The following is a 16,225-nucleotide window of genomic DNA, read 5'->3' as shown; positions in this document are numbered from 1 at the left end:
TTAAGGATTAATCAAATTGTTTTTTAGCGCGTATTTTACCAAACCGATTGTGCTTTTTATATTAAGCTTTTTCATAATGTTTTTGCGGTGTGTTTCGACAGTATGGGAACTGATGAATAGTTTTTCGCTGATTTCTTTCCCGCTGTATTCTAAAGCGATTAGAGTAATGATTTCGATTTCACGCGGACTTAAAATCGGATTTTCTATAATTACATTGGAGTTCAGTTTTGGATTGTCTCTGAAGGTGTTGAAGATTTTTTCTCTCACAGCATCGCTAAAATATTCCTGTCCTTGATAAACGGCTTCAACGGCTTCGATGATATTTTCTCCAGCGCAATTTTTTGTAAGATAGCCTTTTGCGCCTAGCTTCATTACTTCTTTAATGATTTTTAGATCGTCATAACTGGATAAAATAATGACTTTACAGGGAAGTTGTTTTTCGTTAAATTCTTTCAGCGTTTCTATGCCATCTTTTTTTGGCATGCTGATATCCAAAATCAAGACATCGGCTTTGTCTTTCATAACATCATCATAAACAGTTGTGCCATCTAGGGAAGTTCCTGCCACTTCAAAGTTTGAAACGGTTTGGAGCAGATTAGACAGGCCGTCAATTAAAACCTGATGATCATCTGCAAGATGGATCCTTATTTTTGGTGTCATGATATTTGAATTTGAAAATACAAATTTATCACGCAAATTGCATCATATCGTGCTCTTTAAGCTTGATTTATAATACAATAAGACATAAAAAAAACCCGAATTTCGATTCGGGTTTTTCTTCGCACAAAATAAACTAAGTTTATAGGTTTACCTCAAACGATCTACAGATTTTACAAGATCTTCGTCCTTTTTGATGGCCTTATTAGCTAGAACTAATAACACGATAGCAACAATTGGCATGAACATCCCAATACCTTTCTCAGAGACCTCAGTCCCTCCAGATAAATTTAGTGATCGATATACAAATAATCCTAATAAAATTAAATTTAATATGATGTTCAGTCTGTTTAATACAAACTGATTTTGTCTCTTTTTAAATGAAATTATACTGATAATGCTAAGCATGGTTGTTAAACCTAACAAAACAGTATAAAGCTGATCCTGCATAAAAAAGAATGGCTTTCCTGCACTAGTTGTCCAAAGCGGAACAAAAAGCATTAAAATGCCCGTTGCTGCAAAAGCCAGAAATAAATATACAGTTTGAATTCTTTGTATCATGGTCTAAAAATGTTTTACAAAAATATATTTTCTTTTTTTAAAATACTATTGTATGATAAAATTTTATTCGTATTATTGCATCATAATACCGTAAGCACTTCATACTGCGGTCAATTCAAATTAATTATCTACCTATTCTTTTTACAGTATTTCCTTTAAAATAATTAAACTCATAGAATATTCATGTTTGATATTTCTGCATTAAAAGAAATGAAGCTTTCTGAGCTTCAAGAAATAGCTAAGTTAGCTAAAACAATAAAGATTACCGGTGTCAAAAAAGAGACTTTAATTAGTCAGATTTTAGCACACCAGGAAAGTACTCTTGAGCCTGCTGAAGCTCCTCAAACAAAGGCTGTTGCAGAAGCTAAAGAAGAAAAACCAAAACGCGCTAGAATTGCACCAGCAAAACCAAAAGCAGCAAATACCAAAAATGCTCCTGTTTTAGAATTTGATAAAGTAGAGGAAACTGTTCAAAAAAATGATACTGCTGAAACAGTTCAGCCAATTGCAGAAACGGCAACTGAAGCAGTACAGGAAAATAAAACACCAGCGGTAAAAAAAGAGCCTAAAGGAGGAAAATTCAACAAACAGGCATACGAGAAAAAAGTAGCGCAACAAAAAGAGAAAGAAGCAGTAAAAGAACCAATCGCTGCTGAAGAAGTTACAGAATCATCTCCATCAGAATCAATTAGTTCTGAGCCTACAGCCGAAACAGCTGAAAAAACTCCAAAAATTGCTCCTGCAAAAAAGATCAATCCGAATCCGAATAAAAATCAGAACCAGAACCAAAATCAAAACCCGAATCAGAACCAAAATCAGAACCAAAATCAGAACGGGAATGGCAATGGAAACGGAAATCACAACCAAAACCCTAATCACAAGAATAAAAAGAATAACAATAACTTCAGAGATTCAGATTTTGAATTTGACGGAATTATTGAAAGTGAAGGCGTTTTAGAAATGATGCCAGATGGTTACGGATTTTTACGTTCATCAGATTATAATTATTTAGCTTCTCCAGATGATATTTATTTATCAACTTCACAAATCAGATTATTTGGTTTAAAAACCGGAGACACTGTAAAAGGAGTGGTTCGTCCGCCAAAAGAAGGCGAGAAGTTTTTCCCATTGGTTCGTGTGTTAAAAATTAACGGACACGATCCGCAAGTGGTTCGCGATAGAGTTTCTTTCGAACACTTGACCCCAGTTTTTCCTTCAGAAAAATTCAAACTAGCCGAAAAGGGCAGTTCTATTTCAACAAGAATTATAGATTTATTTTCACCAATAGGTAAAGGTCAGCGTGGTATGATCGTTGCACAGCCTAAAACAGGTAAAACAATGCTTCTTAAAGATATTGCAAACGCAATTGCGGCCAATCATCCAGAAGTTTATTTGATCGTTCTTCTTATCGATGAGCGTCCTGAGGAGGTTACCGATATGCAAAGAAGTGTTCGTGGTGAAGTTATTGCTTCAACTTTCGATAGAGAACCGCAAGAGCACGTAAAAATTGCCAATATTGTATTGGAAAAATCAAAACGTTTAGTAGAATGCGGTCATGATGTTGTGATTCTATTAGACTCTATTACGCGTTTAGCAAGAGCTTACAATACCGTTCAGCCAGCATCTGGAAAAGTATTAAGTGGAGGTGTAGATGCCAATGCATTGCAAAAACCAAAACGTTTCTTTGGAGCAGCTAGAAATGTAGAAAATGGAGGTTCTTTAAGTATCATTGCAACAGCATTGACAGAAACTGGTTCTAAAATGGACGAGGTAATCTTCGAAGAATTTAAAGGAACTGGTAACATGGAGTTACAATTAGACCGTAAGATAGCCAATAAACGTATTTTCCCAGCAATCGATCTTACATCGTCTAGTACACGTCGTGATGACTTATTATTAGATGAGAAAACATTACAAAGAATGTGGATCATGCGTAAATACTTATCAGATATGAACCCAGTAGAATCTATGGACTTCGTAAACGATCGTTTCAAGAAAACGAAGAATAATGAAGAGTTTTTGATTTCTATGAATGACTAGGAGGAAGGGGCAAAGGTTCAAAGTAACAAAGTGACAAAGTGACAAAGGCTTCTAATCTGTACCAATAAAAAAGGATGAGTTAAAACTCATCCTTTTTTATTTTATTTTTAGCTCAAAGAAAAAACTTTGAATCTTTGTCACTTTGTCACTTTGTTACTTTGAACCTTTGTAACTATTTTTTATCAACTACCGGTCTTTCCGCTCTATTAGCCAAATCCCAAGCTACAACAAAAGCAAGTTTGGTTCTTTTGGTTAAAGCATCGTATTCGATTTTTTGAGGTTCGTCGCCTTTTCCGTGGTAATCTTCGTGAACTCCGTTGAAGAAGAAAACAGCTGGAATGCCATGTTTAGCGAAATTATAGTGGTCAGAACGCTCGTAAAAATGATTTGGATCTTTAGGATCGTTAAATTTAAAATCCAAGTTCATTTTGATGTATTTTTCATTTTGAGCTACAACAGCATTGTGCAAATCAGATGATAATCTATCAGCACCAATTACATATACATAATTATTCGTGTTTGCATGCTCAACGTCGCGGCGTCCGATCATATCAATATTGATGTCTGCAATTGTATTAGCGATTGGAAATAACGGATTTTCAGAATAAAAACGAGATCCGTGTAAACCGTGCTCTTCACCAGTTACGTGTAGGAATAAGATAGAACGTTTTGGTCCGTGACCTTGTTTTTTTGCTTTCGCGAAAGCTTTCGCAATTTCCATAACTGCTACAGTTCCAGAACCATCATCATCAGCTCCATTGTAAACTTCGCCATCTTTAATGCCAACGTGATCGTAGTGAGCAGAAATTACTAAAACTTCATCTGGTTTTTCAGAACCTTCAATGTAAGCCCAGATATTTTCTGAATCAGGCAGATTCTGATTGCGTTTTGCATTTAAGTATGAAGCAGGAATAGGCTGATAGTAATCTTTAGCTCCTTTCGGAAAAGAGATTCCGTTTTTTTTGTATTGGTCAATCATGTAAAGACCTGCTTTTTTCTGTCCTTTAGAGCCTGTTTCTCGGCCTTCCATTTCGTCAGAGGCAACAGTATAAAGCATTGTTTTAAGATCTTTTTCACTGATTGCCTTAATATATTTTGAAGGATCAGAATTGTCTTTGGAAGCAGTTGATTGCGCAGTTTTACATGAATACGCAGAAACAACTAATAATAAAAGGAGTAATTTTTTCATTCCTATAGTTAGTGTAAATTAATAAATGTGTAAAGAACGTAAAAGGTTAGTAAAAATAGAATAAAAAATGAGTTTATTACAAAGAGCAATACGCTTTTAACAAACGACACAATTCTAGATTCGCCATAAAAACGATGATGGGCGGGGTAGAAGTAATAACACATCCAGATGCTTCCCACAAAAGTCGTAATACCAGAAATAAAAGATAACGGACTGTTTTCTCCAAATAAACCGACTACTCTGTCAATGATAAACATAATAAGGAAAATCAATAAGAGAAACGAAAAATAATGCAATGTAAAAATTCCGTGGTCAAAATAATACCATTTCTTCTTGTTGTGAAAAAGCCACAAGAAAAAAGCGAAAAATGGCATAATGATAAATAGAATTTTAGGCAGATTGTGAAAGAAAGAGTCAACGAATTTTTCATAAATCTCTTTTTTGGAGTACTTCTCCGTGACATGACTTGCTTTTTCAGCAAACCAATAGCTGCTAGCATTAAGCTTTTCATCTTCTCTTCCATATTTCTGAAGAGAATCAATTTTCTTCATATTTAAAAAAGTAAAGTACTTCTTGTTTTCCTTTTTAATGTCTAGATCTTTAGTTGCTTTACTAATTTCTTTATTTATTTCCTTTTCGCTTTTGTCAATGTCACCGCTTATTTTGCTAGGAAACATAGCAATTAATAAGAAGGTAATAAAACTGATGAAGATGTACAATCTAACAGGAGCTAAATAAGACAAACGTTTTCCTGAAAGATATTCTTTAGTAAGTGTTGAAGGCTTGAAAAGAAGATTTTTTATGGTCTTCCAGAATGCATTTTCGTAATGCGTTAAATCTTCAAAAAAGTGAACAAATAAATGATGAAAGGTTTTTCTGGAATCGCTGTTTTCTTGTCCGCAGTTTGGGCAATATTTTTGCTCTACAACGTGCCTGCAGTTTAAACAGGTTTTGTCTTCTCTGATTTTGTTGTGTGACATTGGTTATTTCAGTTGGTTTTGATTTGGTGTCGTTGTTTAGTTTTTATTTTTTTAGCACTTCGTTCAAGAAAAGCTGTAGATGTTCAAAAGATCTTTTAGCTGCAAGCGCATTATATGCCGCACCTTTAGAGTTATCGTTTCCAGCTTCTGGATTTGTAAAAGAGTGAACAGCATTTGCATAATAAATCATTTGCCAATCTGCTTTAGAGTCACGCATTTCTTGTTGGAAAGTAGCAATTTCATCTTTAGGAACAAACGGATCATCGGCACCATGACAGATTAAAACTTTTGCATGGATGGTTTCAGTTTTTCTGCTGGCATCTTTTCCTAAACCGCCGTGAAAAGAAGCAATACCTTTTACTTTCAGATGTCCGCGGGCAGCTTCAAGAACTCCAGTTCCTCCAAAACAATATCCGATAGCGACAATATTATCTGCATTTGCTCCAGATTTTACTAATTCTTTCAAAGCCGCATCGATACGTTTTTGATAAGCTTCGTAATTTGTTTTGTAAAAACCAGCTAGTTTTCCAGCTTCGCCAGTATTTTTAGGATAGTTTCCTTCGCCGTAGATATCAGCGATAAAAACATTGTAACCTAGTTTAGATAATTCTTCTGCAATTCCTTTAGAAGCATTGTCAATTCCAAGCCAAGCAGGCAAAAGCAAGATTCCAGGATTGTTGCTGCTTTTTTTAGCAGATTTTATAAACAAGCCATTTAGCTGCTGACTTCCTTCAGCGTATTTTACAGGTTTTAGCTGTGCGTTCATAAAGTTTGAAAATAAGATTGCACTGAATAAAATGAGTATGGTATTTTTCATGATTTCTTCAATTTTTAACAAATATCAGAAATATTATGTTACAAAAAAACCTCACAACTAAATTCTTGTGAGGTCTGTAACGAATATTTTAAAAGAATGTTTTTCTTTTCTATAAAGATATGTTTCGCTTAAAAGCGCAACCCAATTCTACAATAGAATCGGTTTTGGCAATGCCGGGAATTCCGTCAATTTTTTCGTAAAGAATACGACGCATGTGTTCGTGATTTTTAGCAATAATTTTAATGTAAAGCGTGAAAGAACCCGTTACATAATAACATTCTGTAATTTCAGGTATTTCTTTAAGCGCTTCGATAATGCGATCAGAATCAGAATCTTTGTTGAGCGTAATTCCTGTAAAAGAAGCCCAATCGTAACCTATTTTCTTCTCTTGAATAATAGGTTTGATGCCGCCAATGACACCTTGCTCAATCATTCTGTTAATACGCTGATGCACCATCGTATTTGATATTTTTAAATTAGCTGCGATTGCCGAAAAAGCCATTCTGCCGTCTTTTTCTAATTCCTTAATAATGCTAATATCAAATTCGTCTAATAATTCCATTATTTTAAATTGGGTTATAAACTGTTTTATTCTTTTTAGTGAATTATATAGTTCCTATGGAACATTTTATCGGGATATTATAAATTTTACCAATGTACTATTCTTAACGAATAATCACGTTGGGATAAATATCGATAAGTATTTTTATCAACATTTCCGAATTCATAAAAGTAATTATTTTTTTTAATAAACCTTCATAAATAATAATTCTAGCAAAGGAAATTTGCTTTTTTTGAAGTTAAAAAATATGTGTTTTGACTTTAATTTTGTTATTTGTAAGTCAAAATTTTAATTTTATATCCAATTTTAATTTAATTTTAATATTTTTGTAGAAATAAAAAGCATATTATGATAAGTACAGAAAAAACACTTTCGTCAAAATCTGAAGTTTTGATAGAAAAAGAAAACAAATATGGAGCTCATAATTATCATCCGCTTCCTGTCGTTTTAGAACGTGGAGAAGGCGTGTATGTTTGGGATGTTGACGGAAAGAAATATTTTGATTTTTTATCTGCTTATTCTGCAGTTAATCAAGGACACTGCCATCCAAAAATTGTGAATGCAATGGTGGAGCAAGCGCAAAAACTGACTTTGACTTCTCGTGCTTTTTACAATGATAAATTAGGAAACTACGAAGAATATGTAACCAACTATTTTGGTTTTGACAAAGTTCTTCCAATGAATACAGGAGCCGAAGCGGTTGAAACGGCTTTGAAAATTTCTAGAAAATGGGCTTATGAAGTAAAAGGAATTCCAGAAAACCAAGCGCAGATTATTGTTTGCGAAAATAACTTTCACGGAAGAACCACTACTATTATTTCATTTTCAAACGATGAAACGGCACGTAAAAACTTCGGTCCTTTTACGGATGGTTTTATTAAAATAGAATACGATAATCTTGAGGCGCTTGAAAACGCTTTGAATTCATCAAAAAATATTGCTGGATTTTTAGTTGAACCAATTCAAGGTGAAGCAGGAGTTTATGTTCCTTCTGAAGGTTATTTAGCAAAAGCGAAAGCACTTTGCGAAAAGCATAATGTATTGTTTATTGCAGATGAAGTTCAAACAGGAATTGCCCGTACAGGAAAATTATTGGCGGTTCATCACGAAAACGTTCAGCCTGATGTCTTGATTTTAGGAAAAGCAATTTCTGGCGGAGTGTATCCAGTTTCTGCGGTTCTGTGCAATGACGAAATCATGAACGTAATTAAACCAGGCCAGCACGGATCTACTTTTGGAGGAAATCCTGTTGCAGCAGCTGTTGCCGTTGCGGCGCTTGAAGTTGTTAAAAACGAAAAACTGGCTGAAAATGCAGAACGTCTTGGAGTAATTTTAAGAAAAGGATTGAATGAAATCGCAGCTAAAAATGATTTGATTACTCTGGTACGCGGAAAAGGTTTATTGAATGCTATTGTAATCAAGACAAACGAAGAATCAGATCTAGCTTGGGAAATCTGCTTGAAGTTTAGAGACAACGGATTATTGGCAAAACCAACACACGGAAACAAAATTAGATTGGCTCCGCCTTTGGTCATGACCGAAGAGCAGATTCAGGAATGTTTGGAGATTATCGAGAAATCTTTAAATGAATTTAAAAATTAAATATTTCTGCGTAATTTTAATCATATAAAAAGGCGATTGCATAAAACAACCGCCTTCTGGTTATAATTACTTAAAATATCAAAAAAAGCAATTATGTTTTTGAGTCAATGTTTGTTAAAAGCATTGACTCATTTTATTTTAGAATCTAACCTTTTTCAATTCCCACACTGTTTTGATGAAAGTATCAACATCTTGTGTCGTGTTGTAAAAAGCTAATGATGGACGAACAGTAGTTTCTACTCCCATTCTGCGTAAAATTGGCTGTGCGCAATGATGTCCTGTGCGTACCGCAACGCCTTCTCGGTTCAATGCCAGACCCACTTGGTCATTGGTGTAGCCTTGAAGCGTAAACGACAAAACACTGGCTTTGTCTTTGGCCGTTCCAATCAAACGTACACCTGGAATTTCTTTTAACTGACTTGTGGCATATTCCAATAGATAATGCTCATATTGTCCGATTGCCTCAATTCCGAGTTTAGTTACATAATCGATAGCTGCTCCAAGTCCTATGGCATCGGCTATATTTCCAGTTCCGGCTTCAAAACGATTTGGCGCTTTGTGGTATTTGATTTCCTCAAAAGTCACATCCTGAATCATATTTCCGCCCGATTGATAAGGTTCCATTTCATTCAGTAAATCTTCTTTTCCGTACAAAGCGCCAATTCCTGTAGGACCAAATAATTTATGTCCAGAAAAAACAAGCCAGTCTGGATTTAAATGCTGTACATCAACTTTCATATGCGAAACAGATTGTGCGCCATCTACCAAAACTTTTGCTCCAGCTGAATGTGCTAGTTCTATTATTTTTTTCGCAGGCGTAATCGTGCCAAGAGCATTAGAAACTTGAGTAAAAGCAACCAAACGAGTTCTAGGGTTGAGTAGTTTGGCATATTCATCCAATAGAATCTGTCCATCATCATCCACAGGAATTACTCGCAGTTTTAAGCCTTTTCTATCGGCCAGCCTTTTCCACGGAACAATATTCGCATGATGTTCCAGATTGCTGACAATGATTTCATCGCCTGCAACCAAATTATGTTCTCCCCAAGTGGAAGCAACGAGGTTGATTCCTTCGGTAGCGCCACGAACAAAAACAATTTCATTTACCGATTGTGCGTTCAAAAAAGCTTTTACTTTTTCACGAGCCGCTTCGTAAGCATCAGATGCTCTTGCGGCCAATTCGTGCGCTGCACGGTGAATGTTCGAATTCTCGTGCTCGTAGAAATACGCAATTCTATCAATAACCGATTGCGGTTTCTGAGTCGTTGCAGCATTATCAAACCAAACCAAAGGTTTTCCGTTTACCGTTTCTCTTAAAATCGGAAAATCTTTCTTTACCAGATCTGCATTAAAATGAGGTGCTGAAGAACCATAAATTCCTTTGGGACTAAATGAGCTTCCAACAATCGGACTGCTATTTTTTTGATCAAAAGCAAATGGATTCTGTTCTAAAAAATAATACGAGTTTTGAAGATCACTTCCGCTTGACGGAAAATCAATTCGTTTTTTAAAATAAGTATCAACGCTTTCTAATGCGGCTTTGAGTTCTGCTTCAAAAGAAGAATTGCCGCCTTGAAAAGGAAGATAATTATGGTTTAAAAAGAATGGCGAAAAGAAGGATTCTTCATTGAGTTGAGGTACGCCAGTGCTTTTTAGATTAATATCATGAAAACCGGTGTGTGGATCCTCAATGTTGAGCGTCTTTTCTTTTGGAGCTTCATACGAAATTTTTTCATTTTGCGGAGAAAATCCAGCACCAGCATTTGGGTATAAAGCCGATGATGATACTGTATTTCCATAATTGGCAGCGGCAGTTGGAGAAGCTCCAAGACCACTAAACGAAGTTTGCGGAACCGATATTACCTGCAACGGACTTTGCTCAGAAAATGAAGATAAAGATTCTGCATTTCCGGAATTCAAAAGCGTTTCTGCAATTTTAGTTGCACGAGGATGTTCGCTTTTGTCTGGACTTAACGAAATTTCTTTTGGAAATTCGTTGGGCAAGGCACTGAACAGCTCGTTTGCTAAATTTTGCAAATCGTCTATATTTGGTAAACCGTTTGTGTTAGTATTTATACTCATGATACTTTCCTATTTCTACGTCTTCTAAAACGGCTATTGCATCATCAACTAAGATGGCTAGTGAGCAATAAAGTGAAACCAGATAAGAGGCAATGGCTTTTTCGTTGATTCCCATAAAACGAACCGATAATCCTGGAGACTGTTCGCCTTGTAATCCTGGCTGAATCAATCCGATCACGCCTTGACGGCTTTCGCCCGTACGCAATAAGATGATTTTTGATTTTCCGTTTTTAATTGGCAATTTATCTGATGGAATAAGCGGAATTCCTCTCCAAGTTAAAAACTGAGATCCGAATAAAGAGGTAGTAGGAGGAGGGACACCTCTGCGTGTACATTCGCGGCCAAAAGCGGCAATGGCTAAAGGATGCAATAAAAAGAATCCTGGCTCTTTCCAGACTTTGGTAAGCAATTCGTCTAAATCGTCTGGAGTTGGTGCTCCCGTGCGTGTTTTAATAATTTGTGAAGGCACAACATTATTAAGCAAACCATAATCTTTATTATTGATTAATTCGCTTTCCTGACGTTCCTTAATAGTTTCGATAGCCAAACGCAATTGTTCTGAAATTTGATTGTAAGGCTTGCTGTATAAGTCAGAAACACGAGTGTGAACGTCAACAATAGTTTGTACGGCGGCCAGATTATATTCTCTAGGATTATCGATATAATCGACAAAAGTGTTAGGTAAAACTCTCTCGTCACGAGCCGAACAATCTACTTCGATATGGTTGGCGTTTTTTACTTTGTTTAAACGAAATACTCCCGATTCTACTGGTGTCCAATGCAATAGATGCGTTAGCCATCTTGGAGTTACAGTTCCAATTTGAGGAACGGTACGAGTTGCTATTGCGAGTTGTCTTGCTGCAACATCGCCTAATGCGGTCTGCTGTGGTTTTGTTTCTGCCATTTTTTGAGTTTTAATAGGTTTATAATTTATTTTTTGATTCCTTAAAGTTATTCATAATTTTTATTCAAAAGACTCGTTGACAGATAAATATCTTTCGGTTGTGCCGTAGTTAAGAGTTAGCAGCGTATGGTCTGTAGCAATGCCTTTTGGTTCTCTTGATAAAGTTTTAACTTTGATTTCATTTTTATGGTAAACAACAGAATTAGAAGGAATACTATAAGTTAGACACACATTGCCGCCAATAATAGAGTCTTTTCCAACTGTGGTCTGGCCGCCAAGGATAGTACTGTTGGCATATATGATAACATTGTCTTCTATTGTAGGATGCCTTTTTGTAAAAGCATCTTCTTTTTTTACTGTCAAAGCACCGAGAGTGACACCATGATAAATTTGCACATTGTTGCCAATAATTGAGGTTTCGCCAATAACAACTCCAGTTCCGTGATCGATTGCAAAATCATTTCCAATTTGAGCTCCTGGATGAATATCGATACTTGTTTTAATATGCGCATATTCTGAAAGCGTCCGGGCTAAAATTCTTAAATCTTGTTTCCATAATTGATGGGAAAATCGATACATTGAAATAGCGAAAAATCCAGGATAAGAATACAACACTTCTTCTAATGACTTTGCAGCTGGATCTTTGGCAAAAATAGTTTGGGCATCATTTATGGCTGTGTAATGCAAATGTGGAATCGCATTAAAGAATATTTTTGTCTGCTGTTTCTGTTCTTTTTTGGATGAAAAATTCGAAACCAATTCGTCAAACTGTTTTTCAAGCTGATTGAATTTAAATTTGATTGTTTCTTCAAATTCAAATGATTTTGACGTATTAGAAAACAATATTGCAAACAGATTATCTATAAACTCATGTATTAATTTTTTCTCAGGAAGAATCGCCAATTCTTGATGTTGCTTTGCTATTTTCTGGTAAAATAAATTCATGTCAGAATGTTTTTAGTTGGTAATAAATTTCAGGGAAAATCAACTTAAATATCTTTCAGACAACATGTTGTCATTTTGAAACAGAAATGCCTCAAAACAAATCGATGTTCGGAAAGAAAGTGTTTGAATGAAAGATTTCGTTTTACGATCCGATGAAAGTCGCATCGGCTAAACTAAAGGTTGGAAGAATTAACAACAGAAACACATATAACAAAGCGTGTTATATGTATAATTTTTAGGAAAAATGTGAGACGATATTTTTTCTGCTGTTTTCAAAATGTAGTCTTTAATTGTTTAAACTCTACCAATTCTATAGACAAAGTTAAATTTATTAAAATAAAATCCAAATCTTTTTTGAAATTTATTTGAAACGAGATGAAATTAATAGGTTATAAATCTGTTTTGTTGTTTGTAGTATATTGTTAATTAGTGTTTTGTGTTTTGGTTTTAACGAAATAAAAAGATCGAAAAATAAGTAAAGAATATCCTTTTTACACTTATTTTTCGATCTTTAAATGCTTTTTAAAAATTCAAAAAGGTGAATTTTTATAATTTCTTATTATTTCTTTGGTGCGGCACCCGGAATTAATTCTCCTTTTTGTTTGAATTTGCCGTATTCTACAACGCCTGTTTTGTCTGCCCAATCAAAATATTTTGCTGAAAGGTCATTTACAATTTTAGGGTTTTGAGCCGCGACGTCTGTAGTCTCTCCACGGTCTGCTTCAAGATCGTAAAGTTCCCATTGGTAAGTAGGATAGGTAGAAACCAATTTCCATTTGCCTTCTCTAACCGCTCTATTTCCAGCTCTTTCCCAGAATAATGGAGCACCACGATTTACCTCAGAAGCATTGTCGAATAAAACTGGCAGTAAACTTTTTCCAGCAAGCGGATTAGAATTTACACCGTTTAAAGTTTTCGGATATTCAATTCCCGCCAATTCGTAAAAAGTAGGAGCTAAGTCAATAATATGTCCTGTTCCTTTATCGATTCTTCCTGCTTTAATTTTTGAAGGATACCAAGCGATAAATGGAGAACTGAATCCGCCTTCGTGCATATTGTTTTTATAATCCTGTAACGGAGTATTGGATAAATAAGCCCAGTTTTGCTCTTGATAATCAAAAGATCCAGAAGAACCCACAGGTCCGTCATTTCGAACTAAACCTCTTCTTAACGGATTGTAAGTATTAAAACCGCCTTGAGCACCATTATCTGCAATGAAAATGATTAAGGTGTTTTTGTCTTTCTTCAACGCTTTCAATTTGTCTAAAACTTTACCCACGTTTTGGTCCATGTTGTCTACCATTGCGGCGTAAACCTCCATTTTAGCTTTCCAGAACTGTTTTTCGTCATACGTTAATTTATCCCATTCTGGAACTTCTGGATCACGTGGTGAAATGGTTTGGTTTGGAAGGATAATGCCGCTTTCTCTTAATTTTTGGATTCTTTTTTCTCTTAAAACATCCCAACCTTCATCAAATTTTCCTCTGTATTTAGCGATGTCAACTTGTTTTGCTTGCAATGGCCAGTGCGGTGCCGTAAAAGCTAAATACAAGAAGAAAGGTTTATTTTCTTTGTTTTGTTCCTCTAAGAAAGTAACCGCATTGTTTCCAATTTCGTCTGTAAAGTAGTAAGAATCGTCTTTTGGATGCAGTTCTTCGTTGTTGCGAATTAATTTTACCGGATAAGGCGTTTTACCGAAAGGAAGCGGTTTAGTATCAAAATAATTCGACGCACCTTTTAAGATTCCGTAAAACTTATCGAAACCTCTTTGATTCGGCCATTGCGCTTGATCTTCAGAACCAACGTGCCATTTACCAGACATTAAAGTGCTGTAACCTCCAGAACGGAAGACTTCTCCCAAGGTCAGAGATTCTTTATTCAAATAACCTTGGTAAGCCGGCAAACCTAAATTCACATCAAAATAACCAACTCCAGCTTTATGCTGATATTGTCCTGTTAATAATGAAGCTCTTGTAGGAGCACAAATGGAGTTGTTGTAAAATTCACGCAAGCGTGTTCCTTCTTTGGCTAAACGGTCTAGGTTTGGGGTCTTAATCTCAGATCCATAATTTCCTAAATCTGAATATCCCATATCATCCACCAGAATCAAAATGACGTTTGGTTTTGATGATGCAGTTTGCGCATCGGCTTCGTACGTGCCTATTATTCCTGTCAATAAGACAGAAAATAAAATGTTTATTCTTTTATTCATCTTATTTATAATTTACTATTAGTATATTTTTAATTTGTAAAATGTCTTCTCATGATAGAAGCATAGTTAGATTTAATCTGTGTTTATCTGCTTTAATCTTTTTAAATCTGCGTGAAATACTTTTTCTCCAGAGTTTTTTTCACGCAGATTTAAAAGATTTTGGCTGATTAATTAGATTTTTAAAATATTTAAAAACTATGTTTCTATGTGTTTAAATTTTTTACCTCCAAGCTGGAACTTGCTTTAAATTCGGATTCAAATCCAATTCTCTCTGTGGAATAGGAAAGTGAACGTGTTTGGGCTGTGCATTGGTTTTTCCTGCGGCTTTTAATTTTGCTACAAAATAATCTGGGCCTCTTCTTGCCAAATCAAACCAACGCTGGTATTCGTAAACCAATTCTTTTCTTCTTTCTTCAAAAACCGCTTCTCTAAAATCGTTCTGACTTAATGCTGGCGAAGTTTCAGATAAAAGTGGAATTCCTGCTCTTGTTCTCACGCGGTCTATTGCGGCATAGGCTTCTGCTGTTGGCCCACTATATTGTTCGTTTAAAGCTTCTGCATAAATCAGCAATACTTCTGCAAATCTGATAATTGGCGTGTTTTTAGAAGATTGTCCAGGCGATGCTGGAGTTGATGGATCAAAATATTTATTGAAGTGAGGTGTTACTTTATACGTTTTTCCATCTGTCGGACTCACAAATTCTACTGCAAAAGTGATGTACTTTCTTTTGTCATTTTCAGCAAAAGCTTCAAAAAGTCCGCCTTCTTTATGCAAAGCATCGGCTTGATCTCCTGCAATTCCAGGAACTGAAGTTGGCGCCGCAGTTGAGGCCAACATATTTCCGTTCCAGTTGGTTAAACCTTTAAACTGAGCAGAGAAGATATGCTCTTTTCCGTTTTTGGTTGCCACATTAAATACGTCAGCAAAATTTTCGAACAAATCATACACTTTACTGTCAATGATTTCTTTGCTTTTTTCGGCGGCTTTCTGCCATTTTTTTTCTGTTAAATATACTTTTGCCAAAATACTTTTTGCGGCGCCTGCAGTTACGCGTCCTTTATTTTGCTGAACGACAGGAAGTGCTTCTGCATCGATCAAATCTTTTTCTATTTGAATGTAAACATCGGCTTCTGGCGTATTGCTTACGTTAATCGCTTCTGGCGTAAGAACAGTGGTTTCGTGTAAAACCAACGGAACATCGCCAAACCATCTTACCAAATTGAAGTATAAAAGTGCTCTTAAAAACTTTGCTTCATTAATCAAATCTTTATCTTTTTGCGAGTTTAGATTTGGGTTTTTTGTGATATTATCTATTGCAACATTTGCTCTGTTGATTCCGTCATAACTTTGTCTCCATAACTCGATCATACGGTCGTTTGAGGCATCGTGAGTCAAATTAGACAAAGCTCTAACGTGTGCATTTCTGGCTCTTGGTCCCGCTTCATAATCGTCGGTTGCCATTTCGGTCGCAATCTGAATTAATCTATTGTATAGCGTATGCGTCGAACTGTTGATCGCATTATGAATGGCAATAACGGCTGCATCGGCATCTTCGGTTGTTTTATAGAAATTGGTAGACGAAATGAATGCTTTTGGATCTTCGTCTAAAGAATTGCAGGCACTAATTAAAAAGAGCGCCGCGAAACTGAATATAAGTGTCTTTTTCATGATAA

General features: G+C 35.6%; 13 protein-coding genes. 2 read left to right on the top strand and 11 right to left on the bottom strand.

The features are described 5' to 3' along the window. Nucleotides 1–660 (bottom strand): response regulator transcription factor, encoded by a 660-nt coding sequence (locus J7574_RS06590; protein WP_290965974.1) that lies wholly within the window; start codon nucleotides 658–660, stop codon nucleotides 1–3. Nucleotides 661–807: 147 nt separating this feature from the next. Further along, nucleotides 808–1,218, bottom strand: a complete 411-nt coding sequence (locus tag J7574_RS06585; RefSeq protein ID WP_008468670.1) for a DUF4293 domain-containing protein — start codon at nucleotides 1,216–1,218, stop codon at nucleotides 808–810. 183 nt (nucleotides 1,219–1,401) lie between these two features. On the opposite strand from J7574_RS06585, the gene rho reads away from it, so the two are divergent. Next, nucleotides 1,402–3,258, top strand: a complete 1,857-nt coding sequence (rho, locus tag J7574_RS06580) for a transcription termination factor Rho (RefSeq protein ID WP_290965961.1) — start codon at nucleotides 1,402–1,404, stop codon at nucleotides 3,256–3,258. Nucleotides 3,259–3,430: 172 nt separating this feature from the next. Here the strand turns inward: rho and J7574_RS06575 are convergent, their stop codons facing one another. The 4 genes from J7574_RS06575 to J7574_RS06560 all read right to left on the bottom strand — a co-directional run bounded on the left by J7574_RS06575 (nucleotide 3,431) and on the right by J7574_RS06560 (nucleotide 6,806). Further along, nucleotides 3,431–4,447: a M28 family peptidase gene (locus J7574_RS06575; protein WP_290965958.1), complete on the bottom strand. Its 1,017-nt coding sequence runs from the start codon at nucleotides 4,445–4,447 to the stop codon at nucleotides 3,431–3,433. Nucleotides 4,448–4,455: 8 nt separating this feature from the next. Beyond that, a complete protein-coding gene (locus J7574_RS06570) occupies nucleotides 4,456–5,427 on the bottom strand; it encodes a DUF3667 domain-containing protein (RefSeq protein WP_290965955.1) in 972 nt (323 codons plus the stop codon). Nucleotides 5,428–5,470: 43 nt separating this feature from the next. Beyond that, nucleotides 5,471–6,244 (bottom strand): dienelactone hydrolase family protein, encoded by a 774-nt coding sequence (locus J7574_RS06565; RefSeq protein WP_290965953.1) that lies wholly within the window; start codon nucleotides 6,242–6,244, stop codon nucleotides 5,471–5,473. Between the two features lie 109 nt (nucleotides 6,245–6,353). Beyond that, nucleotides 6,354–6,806: an Lrp/AsnC family transcriptional regulator gene (locus J7574_RS06560; RefSeq protein ID WP_057116602.1), complete on the bottom strand. Its 453-nt coding sequence runs from the start codon at nucleotides 6,804–6,806 to the stop codon at nucleotides 6,354–6,356. A gap of 348 nt (nucleotides 6,807–7,154) precedes the next feature. Between J7574_RS06560 and rocD the strand changes: the two genes are divergently transcribed. After that, nucleotides 7,155–8,408, top strand: a complete 1,254-nt coding sequence (gene rocD, locus J7574_RS06555) for an ornithine--oxo-acid transaminase (RefSeq protein WP_290965943.1) — start codon at nucleotides 7,155–7,157, stop codon at nucleotides 8,406–8,408. A gap of 138 nt (nucleotides 8,409–8,546) precedes the next feature. Here the strand turns inward: rocD and J7574_RS06550 are convergent, their stop codons facing one another. The 5 genes from J7574_RS06550 to J7574_RS06530 form a co-directional block, all read right to left on the bottom strand. Continuing rightward, nucleotides 8,547–10,490, bottom strand: a complete 1,944-nt coding sequence (locus J7574_RS06550) for a family 2A encapsulin nanocompartment cargo protein cysteine desulfurase (RefSeq protein ID WP_290965939.1) — start codon at nucleotides 10,488–10,490, stop codon at nucleotides 8,547–8,549. Further along, nucleotides 10,474–11,394, bottom strand: a complete 921-nt coding sequence (locus J7574_RS06545) for a family 2A encapsulin nanocompartment shell protein (protein ID WP_290965937.1) — start codon at nucleotides 11,392–11,394, stop codon at nucleotides 10,474–10,476. Before J7574_RS06545 ends, J7574_RS06550 begins: the two co-directional genes overlap by 17 nt. Nucleotides 11,395–11,454: 60 nt before the next feature. Continuing rightward, nucleotides 11,455–12,339, bottom strand: coding sequence for a serine O-acetyltransferase EpsC (epsC, locus tag J7574_RS06540; RefSeq protein WP_290965935.1), 885 nt, complete (start codon nucleotides 12,337–12,339; stop codon nucleotides 11,455–11,457). 559 nt (nucleotides 12,340–12,898) lie between these two features. Then, complete coding sequence (locus tag J7574_RS06535; RefSeq protein ID WP_290965932.1) at nucleotides 12,899–14,551, bottom strand: arylsulfatase; 1,653 nt, start codon at nucleotides 14,549–14,551, stop codon at nucleotides 12,899–12,901. Nucleotides 14,552–14,771: 220 nt separating this feature from the next. Continuing rightward, the gene (locus J7574_RS06530) at nucleotides 14,772–16,220 is read right to left on the bottom strand and encodes a RagB/SusD family nutrient uptake outer membrane protein (RefSeq protein WP_290965929.1); all 1,449 of its coding nucleotides are present in this window, start codon (nucleotides 16,218–16,220) and stop codon (nucleotides 14,772–14,774) included. Nucleotides 16,221–16,225 lie beyond the last annotated feature (5 nt).

It is taken from the genome of Flavobacterium sp., assembly GCF_017744675.1.
Lineage (GTDB): Bacteria > Bacteroidota > Bacteroidia > Flavobacteriales > Flavobacteriaceae > Flavobacterium.
The sequence above is the reverse complement of the archived record's forward strand: the minus strand, read 5'-3'. Positions and strand labels throughout refer to the sequence as shown.